General features: G+C 34.2%; 16 protein-coding genes. 6 read left to right on the plus strand and 10 right to left on the minus strand.

Going from position 1 to position 20,687, the window contains the following annotated elements:
- Positions 1-63: 63 nt before the first annotated feature.
- A complete protein-coding gene (locus tag ERX46_RS05725; protein WP_130092882.1) occupies positions 64-321 on the minus strand; it encodes a type B 50S ribosomal protein L31 in 258 nt (85 codons plus the stop codon).
- Between the two features lie 349 nt (positions 322-670).
- Here ERX46_RS05725 and ERX46_RS05730 point away from each other — a divergent pair, with 349 nt between their 5' ends.
- Together ERX46_RS05730 and ERX46_RS05735 are read left to right on the plus strand one after the other, a co-directional pair.
- Positions 671-2,062: a right-handed parallel beta-helix repeat-containing protein gene (locus ERX46_RS05730; RefSeq protein WP_130092883.1), complete on the plus strand. Its 1,392-nt coding sequence runs from the start codon at positions 671-673 to the stop codon at positions 2,060-2,062.
- 2 nt (positions 2,063-2,064) lie between these two features.
- Positions 2,065-2,979, plus strand: a complete 915-nt coding sequence (locus ERX46_RS05735; protein WP_130092884.1) for a polymorphic toxin type 23 domain-containing protein — start codon at positions 2,065-2,067, stop codon at positions 2,977-2,979.
- A 476-nt stretch (positions 2,980-3,455) separates the two neighbouring features.
- Here ERX46_RS05735 and ERX46_RS05740 read toward each other — a convergent pair whose 3' ends face one another.
- The 5 genes from ERX46_RS05740 to ccsA all read right to left on the minus strand — a co-directional run bounded on the left by ERX46_RS05740 (position 3,456) and on the right by ccsA (position 10,971).
- Positions 3,456-5,180 carry a T9SS type A sorting domain-containing protein gene (locus tag ERX46_RS05740; RefSeq protein ID WP_130092885.1) on the minus strand — a complete coding sequence of 575 codons (1,725 nt, stop codon included), beginning with the start codon at positions 5,178-5,180 and terminating at the stop codon, positions 3,456-3,458.
- A gap of 77 nt (positions 5,181-5,257) precedes the next feature.
- Positions 5,258-6,397, minus strand: coding sequence for a glycosyltransferase family 4 protein (locus tag ERX46_RS05745; protein WP_130092886.1), 1,140 nt, complete (start codon positions 6,395-6,397; stop codon positions 5,258-5,260).
- 54 nt (positions 6,398-6,451) lie between these two features.
- Positions 6,452-7,201 (minus strand): bacillithiol biosynthesis deacetylase BshB1, encoded by a 750-nt coding sequence (gene bshB1 / locus ERX46_RS05750; protein ID WP_242494536.1) that lies wholly within the window; start codon positions 7,199-7,201, stop codon positions 6,452-6,454.
- The gene (locus ERX46_RS05755) at positions 7,167-7,643 is read right to left on the minus strand and encodes a glutathione peroxidase (RefSeq protein ID WP_130092887.1); all 477 of its coding nucleotides are present in this window, start codon (positions 7,641-7,643) and stop codon (positions 7,167-7,169) included. The genes bshB1 and ERX46_RS05755 overlap by 35 nt, the downstream gene beginning before the upstream one ends.
- 4 nt (positions 7,644-7,647) lie before the next feature.
- The gene (gene ccsA, locus ERX46_RS05760; RefSeq protein ID WP_130092888.1) at positions 7,648-10,971 is read right to left on the minus strand and encodes a cytochrome c biogenesis protein; all 3,324 of its coding nucleotides are present in this window, start codon (positions 10,969-10,971) and stop codon (positions 7,648-7,650) included.
- A gap of 103 nt (positions 10,972-11,074) precedes the next feature.
- Here ccsA and ERX46_RS05765 point away from each other — a divergent pair, with 103 nt between their 5' ends.
- Both ERX46_RS05765 and ERX46_RS05770 read left to right on the plus strand, forming a co-directional pair.
- Positions 11,075-11,848, plus strand: a complete 774-nt coding sequence (locus ERX46_RS05765; protein ID WP_130092889.1) for a Rossmann-like and DUF2520 domain-containing protein — start codon at positions 11,075-11,077, stop codon at positions 11,846-11,848.
- A complete protein-coding gene (locus ERX46_RS05770) occupies positions 11,845-12,360 on the plus strand; it encodes a KdsC family phosphatase (RefSeq protein WP_130092890.1) in 516 nt (171 codons plus the stop codon). Before ERX46_RS05765 ends, ERX46_RS05770 begins: the two co-directional genes overlap by 4 nt.
- Positions 12,361-12,408: 48 nt before the next feature.
- On the opposite strand, the gene ERX46_RS05775 is transcribed toward ERX46_RS05770, so the two are convergent.
- From ERX46_RS05775 to ERX46_RS05785, 3 genes are read right to left on the minus strand one after another with little or no spacing between them, the layout of a single operon-like run.
- Positions 12,409-13,857 carry a T9SS type A sorting domain-containing protein gene (locus ERX46_RS05775; protein WP_130092891.1) on the minus strand — a complete coding sequence of 483 codons (1,449 nt, stop codon included), beginning with the start codon at positions 13,855-13,857 and terminating at the stop codon, positions 12,409-12,411.
- On the minus strand, positions 13,845-15,071 hold the full coding sequence (locus tag ERX46_RS05780; RefSeq protein WP_130092892.1) for a hypothetical protein: 1,227 nt from the start codon (positions 15,069-15,071) through the stop codon (positions 13,845-13,847). The genes ERX46_RS05775 and ERX46_RS05780 overlap by 13 nt, the downstream gene beginning before the upstream one ends.
- Positions 15,068-16,636: a hypothetical protein gene (locus ERX46_RS05785; RefSeq protein WP_130092893.1), complete on the minus strand. Its 1,569-nt coding sequence runs from the start codon at positions 16,634-16,636 to the stop codon at positions 15,068-15,070. Before ERX46_RS05785 ends, ERX46_RS05780 begins: the two co-directional genes overlap by 4 nt.
- Before the next feature lie 237 nt (positions 16,637-16,873).
- On the opposite strand from ERX46_RS05785, the gene ERX46_RS05790 reads away from it, so the two are divergent.
- Positions 16,874-17,395 (plus strand): DUF7935 family protein, encoded by a 522-nt coding sequence (locus ERX46_RS05790; RefSeq protein WP_130092894.1) that lies wholly within the window; start codon positions 16,874-16,876, stop codon positions 17,393-17,395.
- Between the two features lie 56 nt (positions 17,396-17,451).
- Positions 17,452-18,087, plus strand: coding sequence for a carboxypeptidase-like regulatory domain-containing protein (locus ERX46_RS05795; protein WP_130092895.1), 636 nt, complete (start codon positions 17,452-17,454; stop codon positions 18,085-18,087).
- 308 nt (positions 18,088-18,395) lie between these two features.
- Here ERX46_RS05795 and ERX46_RS05800 read toward each other — a convergent pair whose 3' ends face one another.
- Positions 18,396-20,372 carry a ComEC/Rec2 family competence protein gene (locus tag ERX46_RS05800; protein WP_130092896.1) on the minus strand — a complete coding sequence of 659 codons (1,977 nt, stop codon included), beginning with the start codon at positions 20,370-20,372 and terminating at the stop codon, positions 18,396-18,398.
- Positions 20,373-20,687: the final 315 nt, after the last annotated feature.

Consider the following 20,687-nt stretch of genomic DNA (forward strand, 5'->3'; position numbering starts at 1 on the left):
TTTAGGAAATAAAAAGAGGAGAACTATAAAGCTCTCCTCTTCAATATGTTTATAGTTGGGTCACTATTTTTTCATGTGACGCGCATATCTATTCTTAAACTTATCAATACGACCTGCAGTATCAACGTATTGCTCTTTACCTGTGAAGTAAGGGTGAGACATGTGAGAAATATCCAACTTAATAAGTGGGTACTCTGCACCATCTTCCCATTCAATTGTTTCCGTAGATGCAGCGCATGAACGTGTAACAAATGAATACTCATTCGTCATATCTTTAAATACTACTAAACGGTAGTTTTCTGGGTGTATATCTTTTTTCATTTCAACTAAAATTTCTTGTTCTATCTAAAATCGGATGGCAAATTTAATAATTAAAATTCAATTCACACAATCGAAGTGCGAAATATTTCAATATTAAATTTCTTCTGACAAATATAACCTAATTAGTTTGCTATTTGAAGCTTGACAAGAAATAAATTCCAAAATATTCATTTCTGTTTGTTTTGGGGATCCTTTAGCAGACTTATTTTTGATTAAACCTTTTCAATAGTTAGAAAAATCAGCTTCTATTACTTTATTAAAATCCTTATTATTACCACAATTGAAAATGAATTTCTCAAAATAAAACCGATAATAAATCGTTACATTAGCAGCATCAAAAAATATCACTTTGAGAAAATTAATTTATTTACTTCCATTTATACTATTTGCTTGGTTGACCTCCTACCTTACAAGTTGTAAAAAAGACGTTTTATTCTCTAAAGATTACCTCTCTTTTTCTGCAGATACAGTCTTGTTTGACACTGTTTTCACCACGATAGGTTCAACTACAAAAAGATTGAAAATTTACAACACATCTAATCAACCTGTAAAGGTGAAAAGTGTTATTTTGGTTGGTGGAGAGAACTCTCCATTCAGAATAAATTTAGATGGAGTTTCCGGAACAATTTTTAAAGATTTCGTAATTCCAGCTGATGATAGTCTATTTATGTTTGTGGAAGTGACATTGGGAGAAAACAATGACACCGTACCAATGATTATTGAAGACATAGTTGAATTCGAAACCAATGGAAAAATGCAAAGTGTGCAATTGGCTGCTTGGGGACAAGACGCGTATTTTCATTATAAAGACTTGAACGAAGGAATATGGGATAACTTGAAACCACATGTTATTTATGATTTCGCCTTAGTAGATGAAGGTAAGTCTTTGACAATAGAGGCTGGTACACGAATTTACATGCATAAAGGGGCTATTCTTTATGTAAACAAAGGAGAATTACATATTGAAGGTGAATATGAAAACAAAGTAATTATTGAAGGAGATCGATTAGAGCCATTTTATAAAGATGTGAAAGGTCAATATTATGGAATCTATTTTAATGAAGCACTTTCATCCACCATTGATAATGCAATTATAAAAAACGGGACAGCTGGTGTTCACGTTTTTGGAAACAATTCTTCAAATAGTGGATATACAGTTGAAATTACCAATACTGAAATTTCTAATCACGCCAGTTATGGAATTTTTAATTACTCTGGTGGAAAAGTTAAAGGTGAAAATTTGAATATTCATAGTAATGGATTATATGCCTATTTCTTATTAGAAGGAGGAAGTCACAACTTTAGACACTCTCAATTTTTGAGTTATGGTTCTGATGGGAATCAACCAGCTGTGGCGATTAAGAACTACTTCACAAGAGAAGATAAAATTACATATATCGGAAATGTTGGCGAAGGCGCTTTTTACAACTCAATAATATACGGTGGTGGAGATTTTCAAATTGCTTATGACACTATTACCAATAATGGAGCAGTTTCGATTGATATAGAATACAACACCAATTTCATTAGACAAAAAACGGTTCCAACAAATGCGGGATTTGTTAGCAATACATGGAACGTAAATCCTAATTTCGAAAACGTTGCGGGTAAAGAATTTATCATTAGAAGTAATTCTTCATGCAGAAACAATGGCAGTAGTGCTTTTGCTACTCAAAAAGATATTATTGGTACTTTTCGAGATATGGCTGCACCTGACATCGGTGCCTACGAGTTAGATTGAAAATGAGATTAAAACTCTATCATATTCTTTTTTTAACTCTATTGAGTTCTCACTTGACAGCCCAAAAATGGTCAGGAGAATATTGGGGACTTCAAGTAGGAATTTCTGCTGACATTGGAACACACATCAATCAAATTGGATTGAAAGTTCAAGGTTATTACACATCAGAATTTATTCAATTCAACTTAGGAAATCAAATCAGATTTAACACTTCTAATTTAGGCGGTCGGAAAAATTATGTCACACAAAGGATTAACACTGGAATTGCTCTTTTTGGAGGAGAAAAAAACAGTAGACCACAACTGATTCTCGACGGACTAAATCACCAAAGTCAGCATGATTATGCCATTGCTTATAACTATCTCTGGTATACTGACAATGCAGGAACTTCTCAACGTTCTGGAGGATTTGGGCTCCACATTAAACAAATTAGTTTTTATGTGGAGAATGATTTATTCTCTGGAACAGGTGGCGATAGATTCAGAACAAGTCACGCAAGCGTAAGTTATCATGACGATTTATACAACTTTAGTTTGAACACACAATTATGGACTGGTGACACCAGAGGAACGCGACTCTTAAATACTGTTGACAGCATGTACATCATTGGATATAAAGATTTGAGTACAACACAATATGGAAGGTCAAGTAACGGAATTCTTAGTGTAGGATTTGATTATCAAATAATCTATGGAAATCATTTTTCGGCAGTTGCAGGAATTGATAGTGAACGCGTCCGTCATGGATTGCAAAATAGGTTTATGCACAATAAGAAATTCATTCCAATGCGTTGGAGAAAACCGAATGTTAATTACCCAATGCTCAATTCAGATGGTTATCCAGTGCATTATAAAGAAGAAGCTGCGCCCGCTAAACTTTTCTTCCAGTTTGGATTGAATAGGAGTTTTACTTATTAAAAAGGAATGAATAATTAAGCGAAAATTCGCAGAGGGGCAAAGTTTCGCAGGGTTTTCACGGAGGTTCGCAAAGGAAAAAGAAAGAAAAAAGAGTTATGCGGAGATTCTCAGAGTTTTCGCACTTGTACAGAGCATTCTAAGATATAACCTAATTATTTGTATATTATTTCAAGTCTTTTCAATATGTTTTCTCTTGCCTCTTCAATGCCTTCGACAGGCTCATTCAACGGATTACTCTTCGGTGACTAGCCTGCAGAAGTAAATTTTCGCAGAGAAGAGAAAAAGGGAAGGTTTGAGGAGTGAATGGAATAAAGAATTATGCAAAGACTTGAAAGAACAAAAACGCTTGTATTGATTTGAGGCGGATGAAAAACATGAATAAGGAGATTGAAAAATTGATAAGTTAAACCACATAAAATTATAAATAAAAAGGGCGACATAAATGTCGCCCTTCTTTTAAAATATTTTAAAGCTGCTTAGTGATTAACCACTACTTGCATTGTGTGAGTCATGTTGTTTGTCAAGTATACCTTAACGATATAAACTCCATTCTCAACACTTGCTACATTCATAGTTGCAGTTTCAGCATTGTTAGCTACATTTTGAGAAACTACTGTTTGTCCCATCATGTTAACTAATTCAACCTTATTCACTTCGTTACTTTTGAAATCTACATTCAATAAGTCAGAAGCAGGAGAAGGATAAGCATTCATTTTGATTGCTAATTTCTCTTGGTTTAAACTTACTTTAGCAGCATCAATAAATCCAACAGTTACACCCGTTACAGTTTCTGGTCCAAATCCTCTTGGGTCAAAATCACCAGCAACTTCAATAGGGAACATTGGTTGTAAATAGTAATCAATATTGAATGTGTAATCTCTAGTTGCATCATGTCCTAAAAATACATTTTCATCATACGTAGTTGCACAGAACATGTAACGAACGTCATTTTCTAAAGCCATAACATCAGCATTATCAAATGGAGCTGTAACTGTTACACCTGCAGCATCAGTTGTATATTGGTAAATTTTTTCATACATCAATATTGGCGCACCGATTGGAACAGTATATCCTGGGTCGTTAATATCTGTAAACAAGTCATCATATTTAATAACTTGAATCATAATATCTAAACCAACTAAAGAAGGATCTATTGCATCAGCACCTTTTGAAGCTGAGAAAGAAATGAATTTTGGAGCTAAAAGACTTGCATTAGCATCTTTAAATGTCATACAAGAAGAAAACTGAGCTACTGGAGAAACTGCTCTTAAACCAGTCAATCCTGAAGGCTTCATTGTTGTTTCATCAATATTTGCATAAGACAAGTCAGTTGGACTGATTACGAAATCAGATTCCAAAGCATCATCAAAAATATACTCATCAGTTGTACCACTTGAAATTGAATACATTAATTTGTAATACCCTTCTGCCCAAGTAGCAGGAGCGAAATCTGGCAAGCTAAACAAAATACTATCACCTGAAACGATGGTAGCTGAAGTTGAAGTTTCGTTATAGATTTCATTTCCATTAAAAGTAATCACTGCATTAAGCACTACTTCTGTTTGATCAGCACTACCATAGTTAAAACCATAAGCAGCAAGATCAACTTGATACTCGTTTCCTGTAGCTGCTAAAGCAGAAGGAATTGAAGAGTATTTTGGACGTAAAATTTGTGAAGCTTTAATTCCAAGGTCATTAGCAAAGTAACCTTCTTTGTTACCGATAAAAACGTTAACAGGTCCATTTTGCATTTCTGCCATTATAGTAGCTCCGTCTGTTTGAGAAAGCATGATCGCTGGAATATTAACTAATAATCCGTCAGTACCACCTGCCATAGCAATTGGAGCACCTGGAATGTTATTAATAATTACACAAGCAATTGCTCCTGCAGCTTCTGCTTTCAACACTTTTGATGAAAACGAACAGTCAGCTCTATAAACTACTGCAATTTTTCCTGCTATTGCTGCTGCATTTGTTGCTGAAGTACATGCTGTACTATCAGCTCCATAAGCAACTAAGTCACCTGTTACTGAGTTAGCTGGAAGACCAAAGTCTGGATTTGCCCAGTCACTTGCTGGCATTCCGTAGGTCATTTCATAACCTCCTGCGATATTAGCTGGGCTAAGACCTAGGAAAATTACTTGGGCATTCATTGCTCCCGCAAATAATAATGCCAATCCTAAAAGTAAATTTTTTTTCATAGTATTTATTTTTCAATTATTTATAGCGAAATTAACGTATTTAAAGTTAAATAAAAAATTAAAGTGAATCTAAATAACTAGTAAATAGTTAGAAGTTCACTTTTTATATATTCTTCTGAGAATTTTTGTGCGTAATTACAAATATTATTTGCACTGTAATTTGACTTTGAAAAGCTTTTTAAAGCCTTAAACAACCCAGCTACATCTTTAGATTTTATTTGTACTCCGAGTTTAGAATCGTTTATTTCAGTAAGACCTCCACATTGACTATAAATTGCAGGTAATCCGGATGTCCACGCTTCTGCCAATACAACAGAGAAGGTTTCATAATTGCTAAACAATACTAAACAGTCAGCTGCACGCATTGCATTACCAATTTCATCAACTGATAGTTTACTATTAACAATACATTTCGATTTGGGAATATTGTATTTCTCCAAAGCAGTCCATACTTCAGCCTCTTCTCCCTCAGTTATAAGGTGTAATACAAAATCATCTTGAAGCTGACTAAATGCCGACAACATCCCCGAAATGTTTTTATGTTCATCATCAAATGTCGAAATATGTAGAAATCTGTTTGGCAAACCACTTGACTCCATGGTTTCCTTCGGATAAAAATATTCGGATTTCACGACATTATTAAGAACTGAATAATCATTGATCAAATCAAGTTTTTGCAAAGATTTACCTAAATGGTCCGACACAGGTAAAACCTTACTTGCATTATTAAAGATTTGTTGATAAATGCGCTTTACATAAAAAGGTAAGGATTCATAAATCTTATGATGCGACAAGAATCCAGTCCAATGCACAGTGGCGACATACGGAGTTCCGTAATTATTTTTTATCCATCTGGCAAACATCCCAGCAGGAAAAACAGCATTAAGGTGAACAACATCATACGTGTTGTCTAAATACTTGTAACCTGTTCTTAAAGCGAGTAAATAAGTCTCTTTTTTGAGAACAGTACTAATAAAAGGTACATTTGATTTAATAGGTGGGTAGTAAACGATAACAGTGCGTACATTATTAACCAGTTCATCAACAACAGTGATTTCATCTACAGTTTCTGAATCTACTGCGTAGAGTACATCCACATTTGCAATTTCATTTGCTAACTCAGCATGTTTTTGAACAAAATTGCCAAGTGTAGAATTCTCTTTGCTTGGATACCAACTAGCTAAAAACAGCACTTTTTTCTCTGATTTCTTCCCCATAAGTAAAAAGTTAGTGTTTTTAATAGGATGAAGATAAAAGCTTTTTTTTAATAACTAAAGAAAATCTGAAATATCATTCGTACCAACCGGTCTTTCGGTAATAAAACCTTCGCCATACTTAACTCCAATATCCCTCCCGTATTGTACTAAACGCGCTTCGAGTGCAGCTAAAAATTCTTGTCCAGAAATAGGCGTTTTAGGTCCTGTCATATCTGATTGGAAAAACTGTGTTTTATAAGCCAAAATTGCTTCAAACTTTTGATCTCTTTGCTCAGAGACATCTACAATAAAATTAGGCGTTAAATACCTGTCTTGGATATAGTGGTACACAACTTTTGGACGCCAATGTAATTGTTGCTGTCCTTCCTCTTCTGTTTCAATTTTCAGTAAACCAGATAAAAAACAAGCACGCGAAATCAATCCATTACCCCTTCCATGATCTGGGTGACGATCAGATGGCGCATTGGCAAAAACAATCTCAGGTTGATATTTTCGAATTGCAGTGATTACTTTTATCAAACTTTCTTCGTTTACTTCAAAGAAACCATCTGCTAACTGAAGATTCTCCCTAAAATTAACGCCCATAATTTTAGCTGCATTTGCTGCTTCATCGTAACGGGTCTCAATTGTTCCTCTAGAACCAAGTTCTCCTTGCGTTAAATCAACAATAGCAACTTTCTTTCCCTGTTGAATACTTTTGATGATCGTCCCTCCTGCTGCTAACTCAACATCATCTGGATGTGCGCCAAAAGCTAATATATCTACCTTATTAACCATTGATCCAATCTGTGATTTCTTTTGCATTTGGAAGTGTTTTCGGGTGAATCTCTTTCACAAAATTACCCTCTTCATCAATTAAGAATTTATGGAAATTCCAAGCTACTTCTTCTGCTCCGCCATTGTTTTGACTTTCTTCTAGTAACCAAGAATATAAAGGGTGTTGTTCACTTCCTTTAACAGCAATTTTTGACATCATAGGGAAGGTAACTCCATAATTCTTTTGACAGAAAGAAGCGACCTCATCGTTTGCTCCTGGTTCTTGCGCTCCAAAATCATTTGAAGGAAAACCAATAATCATAAATTCATCTCGAGAAGATCCTTCAAAAAGTTCTTGCAATTGCTCGTACTGAGGAGTCAATCCACATTCAGAAGCAGTGTTCACCACCATTACTTTTTTTCCTTTCAACGCACTTAAGTCAAAAGACTCGCCGTTGATTTGATCTACTTTAAAATCGTATAAATTCATAATTTTATTTTTTTGATTTCTTTGAAGAATCCATTAAATACTTAACTGTAGTCAACAATGTGAATCCACCAAATATTCCAAGTGCAACAAATACAGACGTTGGCCATTCCGCAACACCATCTCCTTGTGCGTAAGAATGTAATCCTACAAGAATAAAGTTCACTCCGAAGAATGTAAATAAAATTGCAGAATAACCCCACAAACTCAACACATTAAATAGGAATCTACTGCTCAACGCTGGAATGAAACGCAAGTGAATAATGATGGCATAAACCAACACTGATACAAGCGCCCAAGTTTCTTTTGGATCCCATCCCCAATATCTTCCCCATGATTCATTGGCCCATACTCCACCCAGGAATGTTCCAATGGTTAACATAAATAAACCTATGATTAAAACCATCTCTGAAACAGATGTCAACTCGACAATATTCATTTGAAGACGTTTCTTGTTATTTTTATTTTTCAATAAATACAAGATCATGTTCACCAATCCTAGCACTCCTGAGATTCCCAAGAAACCATAAGACGAGGTAATAATAGCAACGTGAATCATCAACCAATAAGATTTCAATACAGGCTGTAAAGGTGTAATCTCAGGATCTAATAAATTTAATTCTGTTACAAACAACATCATTGCAGCCAATAAAGTTGTCGCAGCAATAACAGCTGGGTTCTTTTTCACAAAGAACAAACCTGCTAGAATAGTTGACCAAGCAATAAAAATAACTGCTTCATATCCGTTACTCCAAGGAGCGTGACCAGAAATATACCAGCGCATCCCCAAACCAGAACCATGTCCTATAAAAACAAGGACAACTCCTGCCAAGAATACATAGTTAATTTTCTTTATGATTGATTCACTCTTCAATGTTGGAGTTGCCAAAGTTCTGTAGAAGAATAAAATCAACATTAAGAAACCGAATAAAAAGTAGAAAGTTTGAATTTTATCAAATACTTTAAATTTGTTGTAGGCAATTTCTACGTCCACATGACTGTGCGTCAATTTATTCAAATGAGGATTTTCTGCTTCGTACTTTCCTAACTCTTCCCATTGGTATTCTTTCAATGGAACTAAATATTGTTGAACATCTGAAAACGCTGATTCACCTTGAGACACAGAGAACAAATTGGTCAGCAGATTCATCGCTAAGGTATTTGCTTTTTGATCTTTCTCTCTTAATTCTAAAGCAAAAGGCCAAATCCATTTCCCATTATCGTCACCTGGAATTGGAACAATTCTCAAATGTTTAAATTGAAAAATCTCTTTTAAAATTCGATAACGTTCTCCTAATTTTATAAGTTTTTTATCGTACTCATTCTTTTGACCATCAGATTTTCCGTGAGCAACTTCATATTCTTTCATCCATTTAAAAACACCGAATTCATCTTCCATGTTTGTAATTGAAACATACTTTCCAGTCCCTAACTCTTTCCTGATTTTACTTGAAACGAAGGCAATATCGATATCCTTCCATGCATCTGGACCGTATAAATGCATTGCTAGCAAAGTTTGGACAGCATTCTGTTCACCAAACTTATCTGCATGATGAATTTTTCTCAACAACTTATCAGCCATAGTATGGAATGGAATAATTCTTCCATCATAATCTTGAACCAATAAATCATCTAATTTTTGTGCATTCTCTACAGAAAGGTAATTGATCTCAATTTTACTCGCTTCAAATGGAGCACTTTCATGAGTTGAATGATCGTGTCCACTTGCATGGTCGTGGTCGTGGTCGTGGTCGTGGTCGTGGTCGTGATTATGTTCTTCTAATTCATGATTATGTTCCGTTTCATGGTCATGTGTGTGCGTGGTATCATCGCCATGAGCATAAGTAAAGCCTCCTAATCCAACACCAATCAACAACGTAATCGTTTTAAGCATTTTAGAACGGTTTGTTCTTGACTTTTTAATTAGATTATTTAATTCTTTCATTCTTCCTTTGTAATTGAATAATGACATAATCATTCCAATTGTCATAATTAAATAAGCAATATAAGTAACGGTAGTTCCCCACCAATCATAATTCACACTTAAAACTGTTCCTGATTCATCTGGAAAATAACTTGATTGGAAAAATCTGTATCCATGATAATCCATCACGTTATTCATAAAAATTCGTTGGTCATGCGTTACTCCTCGTACTGAATCTATCACTGTAACTTGCGAAGCGAATGAACTTGCCATTGAAGAACCAGGATATTTGTGCAAATTAAATTCATTACATTTTAATGAGAACGGAATTTCGATTGGTTTAGCGCCATACCCGATTTCAAAATTGAGTCCAGCAAATTGAATATATTGTCCTTGTAAAATATGATTAGAACTTCCTTGAACTTCTACAATTTTTGATTCTGATTCTGTTGAAATCTTCATTGTTAGGTAGTCTAACCCTCCATCTTTTTCAGGCGATTTCATTTTACTAATTGAAACTTTCTTTCTATAATCTTTAAAAACCAAACTTTCTGTACCAATCATGTACAATTGATTTGGATAAAAAGGCACCAAAGTATCTGCAGGAATTAAAGTTACCGCACTAGGATCAATATTGTTTGTCATTCTGTCCTCCTTAGAAAGTAGCGACATATCAACACGCTTGTAAGGTTGAACAGTTTGAATGTATAACATTCCACCATTTTCATCAATCCTCACACCTGGATGTGCAGCGTTATCATTTTCAAAAGAGAAGTTGACTCCTCCAATCACATCTTGATCACCTTGAAATATATATTTATTCTCACCACGAATCATTAATTCAATGGCATTTCTACCATTCTCTGAGTCTTCGATTAATGAATCAATCATCCCTTCTTTATAAGAAATGTAATCAACATTAATTTTAGGTTGATCTGGCAATTGGAAATTAAATGAAAATGGATTCTCTACTCCTTCAGACAACCATCGTTTTTCTTCATGAGTATATTGATTAACGAGATCATTCGATTTTAAAGTAAGGTAAGGAATGGAACTGTAGATAATATTGGTTGTTTCTCCTTCTCCAATTCTCATTTGTCCTTCAAAACCAACATATCGAGTTAAAGCGGCACCAACTATTATTAGCAGAAATGAAAGGTGGAATGCGAAAGTTGCCCATTTACCTTTTTGGTACATTCGATATATCACGATATTCACTACCAAGGCTATTGATAAATGAAGTAAAAGTATTTCGAACCAAACGGCGTTGTATATAGCGATTTTTGATGCTGGTGTTCCGTAATCTGATTCGACAAATGTTGCTATTGCAATTGCTACTGCGAAGATAACCATACTTACGGCCATCATTTTCATTGAGAAAATTCCTCTAATTATTTTATCTAACATTCTCTTTTCCTGTTTTACCTGACAAAACTACGAAAGCTTTGCTAATTTAGATTGATTTTAAATGTTAATTTTGGGCTAAATAAGGGATTCTTAAAAAGTATTTATGGCAAAAAGACAGGAACATATAGTAATTATTGGTACGGGAAAGGTGGCTCAGCATTTAGGACTCCACTTGATGCGAAGTGGACATAAAATTAAGAATGTTTGGGGCCGAGATATTTCAAAAGCAAAAAAGCTAGCAAAGCTTTTTGAAACCACTACAATACCCTCTTTAGATAAATTCCCAGTAGAGTGTCTAGCTTTAGTTTGCGTTACAGATGATGCAATCGAGGAAGTGATCTCTGAGCTTCATGCGGATGTGAAAGTGGCTTACACCTCTGGTAGTGTTCGATTAGAAGATATTACAGATAGAAAAAATCTAGGTGTATTTTATCCACTTCAATCTTTTAGTGAAAATAGAAATGTAGATATTTCAGTGGTTCCTTTTTTAATTGAAGGAACAAATGAAGAATTCGAAGCCACTTTAAAACGTTTAGCTAAAACAATGAGTTCTAAAGTAACAGTTGCGAATTCACAAGATAGATTCAACACACATATTGCGGCGGTGATGGTTAATAATTTCACCAACTTTATTTATCATTTAGCACAACAGCATTTGAATGAAACCAAAATTGATTTCGATTTATTAAAACCATTAATCAAAGAAACTGTTAGTAAACTTAATGAGCTCACACCTTTGGAGGCTCAAACGGGTCCAGCTGTAAGAGGAGATAAAAATATAATTGAAAAACACATAAACTCTATAAGCAGTCCTGAAACCAAACAAGTTTATCGTTTGTTTAGTGAATTAATAGAAAAAGAAATAAATAAATCATGAGTTATAAATTAAAACTTCCCTCAATAAACACTTTTATTTTTGATGTTGATGGAGTACTGACAGACGGAACTGTAATACTTTATAAAGATGAAGTTGTAAGAACTATAAATGCCCGAGATGGGTATGCTCTGCAATATGCTTCAAAAATGGGATATAATATTTTCATAATTACTGGCGGAGATTCACAGGCAGTAAAAGACAGGTTGATTAACGCTGGAGCAAAAGAAGTGATTCTAAAAGCTTCTAACAAAGTGAAAGTATATGAAGAACTGAAGGAAAAATACAATTTCAAAGACGAGGAGGTTCTTTACATGGGAGATGATATTCCTGACTATAATGTAATGAGAAAAGTAGGTGTTTCTACTTGTCCTCAAGATGCAGCAATCGAGATTAAAAATATTTCAGATTATCAGTCACCATTAAAAGGAGGACATCATTGTGTAAGAGACGTTATTGAACAGACTTTGCGCGTACAAGGTAAATGGTTTACTGACCAAGCACATGAATGGTAGACAGTCTTTAGTTTTCTTGTAGACACTAGATAGCGCCTACAAGAAATCCTATTTTTTAATGATTTTTGTTGACCAGATTTGGTTTTGATCATTTATGTTCAAGAAATAAATTCCATTCTCCAAATTATGCATAAATATTTGAGAAGTCACCTTTCCTGATTTTACTATCTGACCTTGAATATTTCTTAATTCGTAAGCATTATTATTCAATTCATTTGGAATATTAATGAATGAACTGGTTGGATTTGGATGTACAATGAAGGTTTTCTTTTCTTCAGTCATTACGCTTACTAAATCTAAGTCTAAATCGGGAAATGAGGTTATTTCATCATTTAACCCAATTTTTACTAGCATAACATTTGTTCCCATTGTAAGAGCACCGGGATCATCGCTTACAGTTCCTACAAATGCAACACCACCATCGTTTGTAACAATCATATTATTAATAAAATCTTCATCGAAACCTGAGTAACTCTCGCCTGATAAAAAACTCAAATCATATAAAAAACAATGCGTACTAGCATCCAATCCCCCAGGGTATGGATTTAATTCTTGAGTTTCAGACATAATTCCTAAATATATTTTATTATTTCCATTGACAACAATGGTATTATAAAAACTACTTGAAGTATAGAAGGGATTCATTTCTTGACCCAAGAAACCACCTGTCAAATCCGTTTTAACAAACCAAATATCCGTTTTATCTTCTACTGGATGTTGTAAATCTCCAGCTGCGTATATATTACTTTGGTGGATTGTAATGTCATTAACCCTTGTAATGCCTGCCTGATCTAAAAATTCAATCCAGTTTTCTGTTCCATCAATATTGTAAGATGCTAACATACCTTTTGACAAACCAAACTCACCTTTATTTCCTCCAATTATAAATTCCGTTGGTGATAAAACCTCTACAGCACTTACATAATCATCTTCTGGGGTTTGAATGGTTTTGGTCCAAACCGTATCCCCAAGTGGAGTTGTTCTCACCATAAAGATGTCTTTCTTTTGTGATGAAAAACCTTCAGTTTCTCCAACTAGAATTAATCCTCCATCTGATAAAAGTGCGGCATCATGTAATTGTTCCCAATCGAGTCCACCGTACATTTTCTCCCAAAGCAAATTACCTTGTTCATCGGTTTTATAGAGAACAAAATCAAAATTACCATTACTTGTAGATCCAGAAAAACCGGCAATAAAGAATCCATCATTAGGCACATGAATTACTCTTACACCAATATCCTCACCGAATCCGCCATAATTTTTCGTCCACTTCTGATTTCCTAAACTATCCGTAATCATCAAAAAAGCCTGACCTGAATTATTATCAAAGGCAGCAGATGTTCCAGTTACAGCATAGCTTGAGTCAGGAAGTTGGGTTAATCCATTTCCTTGATCAAATGGTCCGCCTGTATATTTTTTATAAAAAGTAATTTGTGAAATTCCTACAAAAGGAAAAGCACAGATAAAAATGAATATTATTTTTCTTAAAATTTCCATGCTAATCTTATTAATCCTGAATGTCCGTATTGACTTTTTAATAAAGCACCAAGAATATCTTCAGTACCTATACCTATCATTATATTTTTCGCTGTGTAATTAGCATAGAGTCCAAGTCTAAATCCGCCATAACCGCCATAACTAATTTGTGACCCTAATGAAAAGCTTGTCAATGGTTGATAATGAACTCCTAAATAAATCATTGGTTTGTAAAAATAGTTGGTGTACATTCTCACACCAAAAGTTGATTGTAGTTTATGTTTAGAATCAGCAGTTGCTACTTTACCCACCTGAATAAATCCTGGTAAAAGTCTCGTTGGCGAAGTTGTTGACTCTCGCACACCCAAAGTATCTTTTAATGTTGTCATTTGTGAATCATTAGCAAAATCTGCTAACTGAAAACCACTATAGGAAATACTATTATCGATTTCTTGAAGTTTTGCATTGTGTAACTGATAAAAACCTAAATTTCGACCAGTAACCTTCATTACACCGCTGAAAGACTCAGAATTCCCAAAAGGAATATTAAAATCAAAATTCACTGCTGCTCCTAGTCCTTTAAAATAAGGATCAGCTGCTGCTTCCAATATTTCACCTTGCAAAATCAAATCAATGTTTGCGCCATCTTCAGCAAAGGAGACATTACCTTTATTGACTGATAACATAAAGAAATTTTGAGGTAAAATTGCGTTTAAAGAAATGAAGTTTTTGTTCTTTCTATTGTGAATTCCACCTCCAATACTTAAATACTGAACATATTGAGCAGAAGAGTTTGAGAAATTCACAGATTCACCTAAAAACGAAGCATTCCCTAAAAATGCAAGACCTAATAGATCACCTGAATAATCAGCTGTACCATGAACTTCATTTGCTAAATCAATCATCCAACTCCAACTGGGTTTTGATTTAAAAATTTGATTTGCAGATTTATAAGCAATTCTGAATTTTGCGCCTCCTCCTATTCTATTGTATTTTTTCTGACCCTCGTAAGTTCTTTGACTCAATTCATCTGATATTTCACCCCCAAAAATAAATTTTCTAGAAAAATCATTCTTTAAGGAGGAACCATGCTGAAAAAAGCTTCCATTCATAATAATTTGACGATTCGCCAATGTAGAATCATACATCACAGGTAACAACTCTTGACCATTCACATTATTCCCAATCGCAAATAGAATTCCGAAAAATATCAGGTTTATTTTTTTCAGGATCATAATTCAGACTTTAATTTTAATCGGCTTGTGAGTAAAAGCTTAAGCGCGGCATTTGCAAAAACTTTATTATTGGTATATGTAGTACTTGAAAAAACAGCTGTTACCATAATCGATTTCGTTTCAGCAAGTAAATCAGCAGCTTCTTCATCTATCATAAATTCAAGTTTTTCTTTAATTGGAAGATGTGCATTTCCAGCACTATTTATTTGCGCTGGAGAAATCAACCCTGTTGAACTTATTTGTTTTATGCTATTGTTATTTTCGTCTAACAATTCCAGTTTCACTTCAGCTCCGAAAGGAAAAGTATTTGTTGTATTCAATATTAGCTTTCCATTTAGTACACGAACCAATTTACTGTCATTTTTAAAATCAATTTCAAAAGTGTCTCTCAATGTTAGCTTATCCGCTCCAATCAATAATGGAAAATTTGCTTTTAAATCAATTCCCAAACTACTTTGCGGATAGAGCACATCGTTTCCGCTTGAAGTATTTCCAAGGGGATTCAATTCAATAGCGTATCCTATTTCATATTTACTTCCAATATTCTCAATAAAGTTTTCCATATTCCCAGTTGTTTGATCAAACAGGAAAGGTAATTCTGAAGGCGCAAGTGAATTCCATGCCCCTAAAGCAGGTTCTATATTGAATTGTTGTCCAAAATAAGGATGCGTTAATCCTACAACGTTGTTGTTATAATTGATACTTTCAAATAAATTAACTTCTCCAACCGCTCTTACTTTTATTCCATTTCGGATAATTAATTGCAAGTTAATGTCTTCCACATTAATAGAACCGCCAGTAATTTTAGAAAGTTCTTTAACATCTACAATTGTGGTATCTGAAAACATTACGTTTCCAAAGTAACCTTTTGCATAATCTACTTTTAAGCCTTCAAACTTAACTCTTGTTTTAAAAACATCTTGATTTGTTATAGTAATTGAAGGTCCATTTGGATCGGTAGAAACTTTCATTTTAGATTGAAGTAAATTGTAGAGTTGTCCACTTTCGCCAGTCATATCAATTGTATAACCTTTTAAGTTGAGCACCAAATTCCCTATTCCAGGATTAGCGGCTGTTCCGCCAGACACTATCTCAGTAAAAGAGAATTCTACACCATCTTTAATTACTCCGGGAAGAGAAACTGTAAATACACCTTTGCTAGAAACTGGATTTTCGATGCGAATAATAGCTTTTCCTGATTTTATTCTTGCTGAGGTAAGTACAATTTCTTCAAAAGAGAACTCATGTTGTTTAATTTCGTCTATAAAACTTGAGCCTGGCGCCAAGGTCAAAGATGGTAATCCAATTGCAAAAGACTGAACAACTGAAGTATCCGGAATTTCAATTATTGAAGAAAGATCCAAATTGATAAGATTTCTTTCGGCTATAATTTGAATGGTTTGATCACCGTTTATTGCTAAAGTACTATCATTTACATAGTCTTTAATTAAAAGCGAATCGTTAATTAACGGAACAACCCAATCAGAGTTCCAGGTCGTTTTATCCTTACGACAGCCAAAAGCCATGGAAAGAATTATGGTGAAAAATATATATTTTATTTTCATACAGTTAATCATAATAGTAAATAGAACGCTATTCACATCACCAAAGTTGGCAGGCTATAAAACCATTCGATTAAATTGAACCAAATATACCATTTCAATAAGTAAAACGCAGTAAGGAACAAATTTAATCAAAAACATTTATTCAAATGAATTTCATTGGATTAATAAATAATTCGAGATTTATAAGTCGATATTAATGAAAGCATGTTAATTTTGATGAAATCATATTTTTAAAAAATGGAGTACATAACTTATATAATTGTTGCCTTAGTGCCTGCCCTAGCTGTTATTTACATTGTTAATACGTTTCTTAAAAAACAAAACGAACGTGAAATCACCAATTTGAATGTTAATTTAAAGATGGAGCGTCAAAAATTCTTTTTAGAGCCACGAATGGAGGCTTACCAAAGAATTGTTTTGCTTTTGGAGCGCATTAATCCTCAAAGTTTAATAATGAGATTACATGATGCAAATAAATCAGCAATTATGCTTCAAACTGAATTACTGAGCAATATCAGAAGTGAGTTTGACCACAATGTTGCACAGCAAATATTTATTTCTACTTCTGCTTGGGAAATGGTAAAAAAGAGTAAAGAAGAAACGATTAAAATCATCAACGTAGCTGCTCAGACCTTGGATGAAAAAGCTACTTCAATAGAATTGAGCAATAAGGTTTTTGAAATCGTTGGTGAACTAGATGAATTACCAACAGAGATAACTATTAAGCTTTTGAAAGAGGAACTTCAAAGGTTATTTTAACACTTCAAAAGAATCGTTTGAAGATTTTTTTTTGTAATATTGATTAAAACAAAACTATGAGGATTTTTATATTATTTATCACTTTACTAATTGGCTTTTCTTCTGCTTTAAATGCACAGAATGGAGGAAAGAAAAAAAGCTTAATTCAATTTTCAGGAGTACTGGTTTCAAGCGATAGTTTGGACCAAGTATCATACGCTTCTGTAGTCGACAAAACAACTGGAAAAGGTACAATGTCAGATTATTACGGATATTTCAGCTTTGTAACAAGACCTGGAGACACTATTCTTTTTAATGCTTTTGGATACAAGACAAGTTCATACATCGTTCCCGATTCGTTAAAAGAAATTCGTTATTCTATTATTCATGTAATGACACCAGACACTTTATTATTGCCAGAGGTAGATATTTATCCTTGGCCTTCAAGAGAAGAATTTGCTAGGGCATTTGTTGAAATGGATCCTTACGATGATGCTTTAAGAAGAGCTCAGAAACAACTTTCTGGTGAAAGCTTAGCATTTATAGCTTCAAGAGTTCCAACAGATGGAAGATTATCTTACAACTGGGAATCTGAACAAAGACAGACACAAATTTATACGCAAGGTCAAACACCAATGAACAACTTGTTAAATCCTGCTGCTTGGGGTAGATTCATTGATTCTTGGAAAAACGGTCAGCTTCAAAGAGAATAGGATAACTTATGTTAGACTTTAGATGTTAGACTATTAGATGTTAGACATTAGATTTTAGACAATTAGACTATAGACTTTTTAGAAGCTAAATCTAGATGCACTAATCCCGATGGCTTATCGGGAGCATATTTTCAGTTCTCTCTGAGACCAATAAAAAAAGATTCCGGCAGAGGTCGGAGAGCTCCCCATCGTTGCACTAATGCTTAATGATGGGGTTTTGTTGTTTTGAGGGAACGTGATTGCTTTTTTAATCACCACCTCAATTTAAAATGAAACTAGCTTTTTAGAACAGTTTAAAAAGAGCTTCCTCAACTCTTCTTGACAATTAGTGCTTTTTGAGTTGTATTCAAATCCGTTTTTTCATTCTCTAAATACGGGTTCCAAGCTCCTTTGACAATTGATTCACCAGAATAATCATGTTTGCTATTTATTATATTAGCTAAAAAGAAGCGCTTGTTTTCATAATTAATCAACCAGCCTTCTTCGGAGCTTTGAAAATAAACACCATCAATAATTTTCAATTCTTCTCCTTTATTTAATGGAAGGATTTGTGCTTTTACACCTACAGAGTTTTCATAACCTCTTACTAAAAAATCGATTGATTTCTGGGTTGTTGGGTAGGTGTCGTCATAAATAAAATACAATTTTCGATTCGTTTTGAATAAAACTGATTTTCGATAATGGTTTAATACGATAAGTTCTTCTTTGGATTTATTATACTCTCGATTGGCGATTAAACTAAGGCCTAAAAAAAAGAGCACAAGTATTCCTAATCGGAAAGCTTTGCGTTTTCTTCTTTGCCAAAAATAGAATGTGAATCCTAGGACTAAATACAACAAGGTGACTTGTAAAACACTTGGTGTGAATCCTGTGCTTACTTCACCGGGTAAAGAATTAATCCATTTGATAAAATTAGTAAGCGTGTCATATATAAGGTTGACACCATCAGCCAACAAATCGTTTAAATAAGGAACTGCATGAAATATAAACAACACAACAACGCTAATTAATGCAATGGCAGCTAGCACTATTAATCCAATATTGGTCAAAAAGAAATAATTCGGGAATTGATTGAAGTAATACAAAGTCAAGGGAAGTGTTCCAATTTGAGCTGCAATTCCTATTGTAGTTCCTTGCCAAAAGTAGTTGACAATTTTATAGCGAAAATGGACTAAGTCAATTATAGGTCGATAGAAAAATGCTATTCCAAGGACGGCTAAATAGGACAATTGGAAGCCGATATCAAATAAGAATAAAGGATTTAAGATGAGCAATATTAAAGCGGATGCAAATATAGCTTGCAAACCAAAGAACTTCTTCCCCATTAATTGGCCTACAGCTAAAATACTAAACATAGTTACTGCTCTAGCTACAGATGCTGACATTCCTGTTAAGAATGCAAAAGCCCAAATTAAAATCAAGGCAAAATACAAGTATAGATTTCTTTTCCTAAGTGGTTTGATTAGAAAGAAGATCCATTGAAGAAAACCAAGCAAGATTCCAACATGCATTCCTGAAACTGCTAAAACATGCATTGCTCCGGCATTGGCAAAATGATTTCTTTTCTCGATTGTTAGTTTTGATTTGTCTCCCAAAGTTAAAGCGACTACTAACCCTTGATTCTCTTCTGAAATTTTTTCTTTTATGATATTGATTAAATATTCTCTTGAATTTGTCCAAAAACCTGAGAAACTATTTACAAAACCCAATTCAGAAACATTTTCGTCTCCTAAAAATGAAATTGTTCTTATGCCTTTCGCTTTCCAGTATTTCTCGGCGTCAAATTCTCCTGGATTATTTTTGTTTTTTATGGACTGTAATTCTGGCTGTAAGATCACTACACTTCCTTCAGATAAATTTTCTGAACTGGTTTTTATATAACACAGCAATTGACCTTGCGCATAAATATTAGTATGTGGTTTAACAATTTGCTGTACTGAAACGATTGCTTTATCGTAATCCCCTTTCCCCTCTTGATAATCAATAATTCCTCCAATCAGTTGATCATTTTCGAGATAAAGTCCATTAAAATCTTGTTCGAAAGAAGATGGCATTTTCAATTGATAACCTAACATTCCGGAGAAGAATAGGACGATAATTACATTCCAACTGATCCATTTTTTAAAGAACAAAACTTGTTCACCGAATCTAAGAAGTATGATTAATGTCAATAATAAAGTTGCCCAAATAGTAAAAGTCAGCACCCAATGAATGTCTATCCTATCGCCCGCAAATATTCCTACTAGGAAAGCGGATAAAGCAATGAAGATTGAACTTTTGAGCAAAATGATTTAAGTTTTATGTAGTGAATTTGACTTGAAATTAAAAATAATAATTGAAAATGAGTAGGTTGAGAGGTGTTTTTTTTGGTATTGAATGAGTTTTGGGTGAGAGAAAGAGGAGGTGGACAAGGGAGAATGACGCGGAGTTTCGCGGAGGGGCGGAGTCCCGTACAGCTGTCGGGACGCAGAGAGCACCGGCGGCACTTGTTTTTTTACACAGAGATAAAGGGAGGTTTTTCACAGCGTTGCACTGAGCTTGCCGAATGTGAGGGTCACGGAGAAAAAAAAGTTATGCGTAAAAAATGGATACCAAGTTTT

The organism is Brumimicrobium glaciale, assembly GCF_004152935.1.
Lineage (GTDB): Bacteria > Bacteroidota > Bacteroidia > Flavobacteriales_D > Crocinitomicaceae > Brumimicrobium > Brumimicrobium glaciale.

Bases quoted from the DNA above. Each gene is read 5' to 3' on its own strand.
- ERX46_RS05725 (WP_130092882.1), bottom strand. From the start codon at position 321: ATGAAAAAAGATATACACCCAGAAAACTACCGTTTAGTAGTATTTAAA.
- ERX46_RS05735 (WP_130092884.1), top strand. From the start codon at position 2,065: ATGAGATTAAAACTCTATCATATTCTTTTTTTAACTCTATTGAGTTCT.
- ERX46_RS05740 (WP_130092885.1), bottom strand. From the start codon at position 5,180: ATGAAAAAAAATTTACTTTTAGGATTGGCATTATTATTTGCGGGAGCA.
- ERX46_RS05745 (WP_130092886.1), bottom strand. From the start codon at position 6,397: ATGGGGAAGAAATCAGAGAAAAAAGTGCTGTTTTTAGCTAGTTGGTAT.
- bshB1 (WP_242494536.1), bottom strand. From the start codon at position 7,201: ATGCAAAAGAAATCACAGATTGGATCAATGGTTAATAAGGTAGATATA.
- ERX46_RS05755 (WP_130092887.1), bottom strand. From the start codon at position 7,643: ATGAATTTATACGATTTTAAAGTAGATCAAATCAACGGCGAGTCTTTT.
- ccsA (WP_130092888.1), bottom strand. From the start codon at position 10,971: ATGTTAGATAAAATAATTAGAGGAATTTTCTCAATGAAAATGATGGCC.
- ERX46_RS05765 (WP_130092889.1), top strand. From the start codon at position 11,075: ATGGCAAAAAGACAGGAACATATAGTAATTATTGGTACGGGAAAGGTG.
- ERX46_RS05770 (WP_130092890.1), top strand. From the start codon at position 11,845: ATGAGTTATAAATTAAAACTTCCCTCAATAAACACTTTTATTTTTGAT.
- ERX46_RS05775 (WP_130092891.1), bottom strand. From the start codon at position 13,857: ATGGAAATTTTAAGAAAAATAATATTCATTTTTATCTGTGCTTTTCCT.
- ERX46_RS05780 (WP_130092892.1), bottom strand. From the start codon at position 15,071: ATGATCCTGAAAAAAATAAACCTGATATTTTTCGGAATTCTATTTGCG.
- ERX46_RS05785 (WP_130092893.1), bottom strand. From the start codon at position 16,636: ATGAAAATAAAATATATATTTTTCACCATAATTCTTTCCATGGCTTTT.
- ERX46_RS05790 (WP_130092894.1), top strand. From the start codon at position 16,874: ATGGAGTACATAACTTATATAATTGTTGCCTTAGTGCCTGCCCTAGCT.
- ERX46_RS05795 (WP_130092895.1), top strand. From the start codon at position 17,452: ATGAGGATTTTTATATTATTTATCACTTTACTAATTGGCTTTTCTTCT.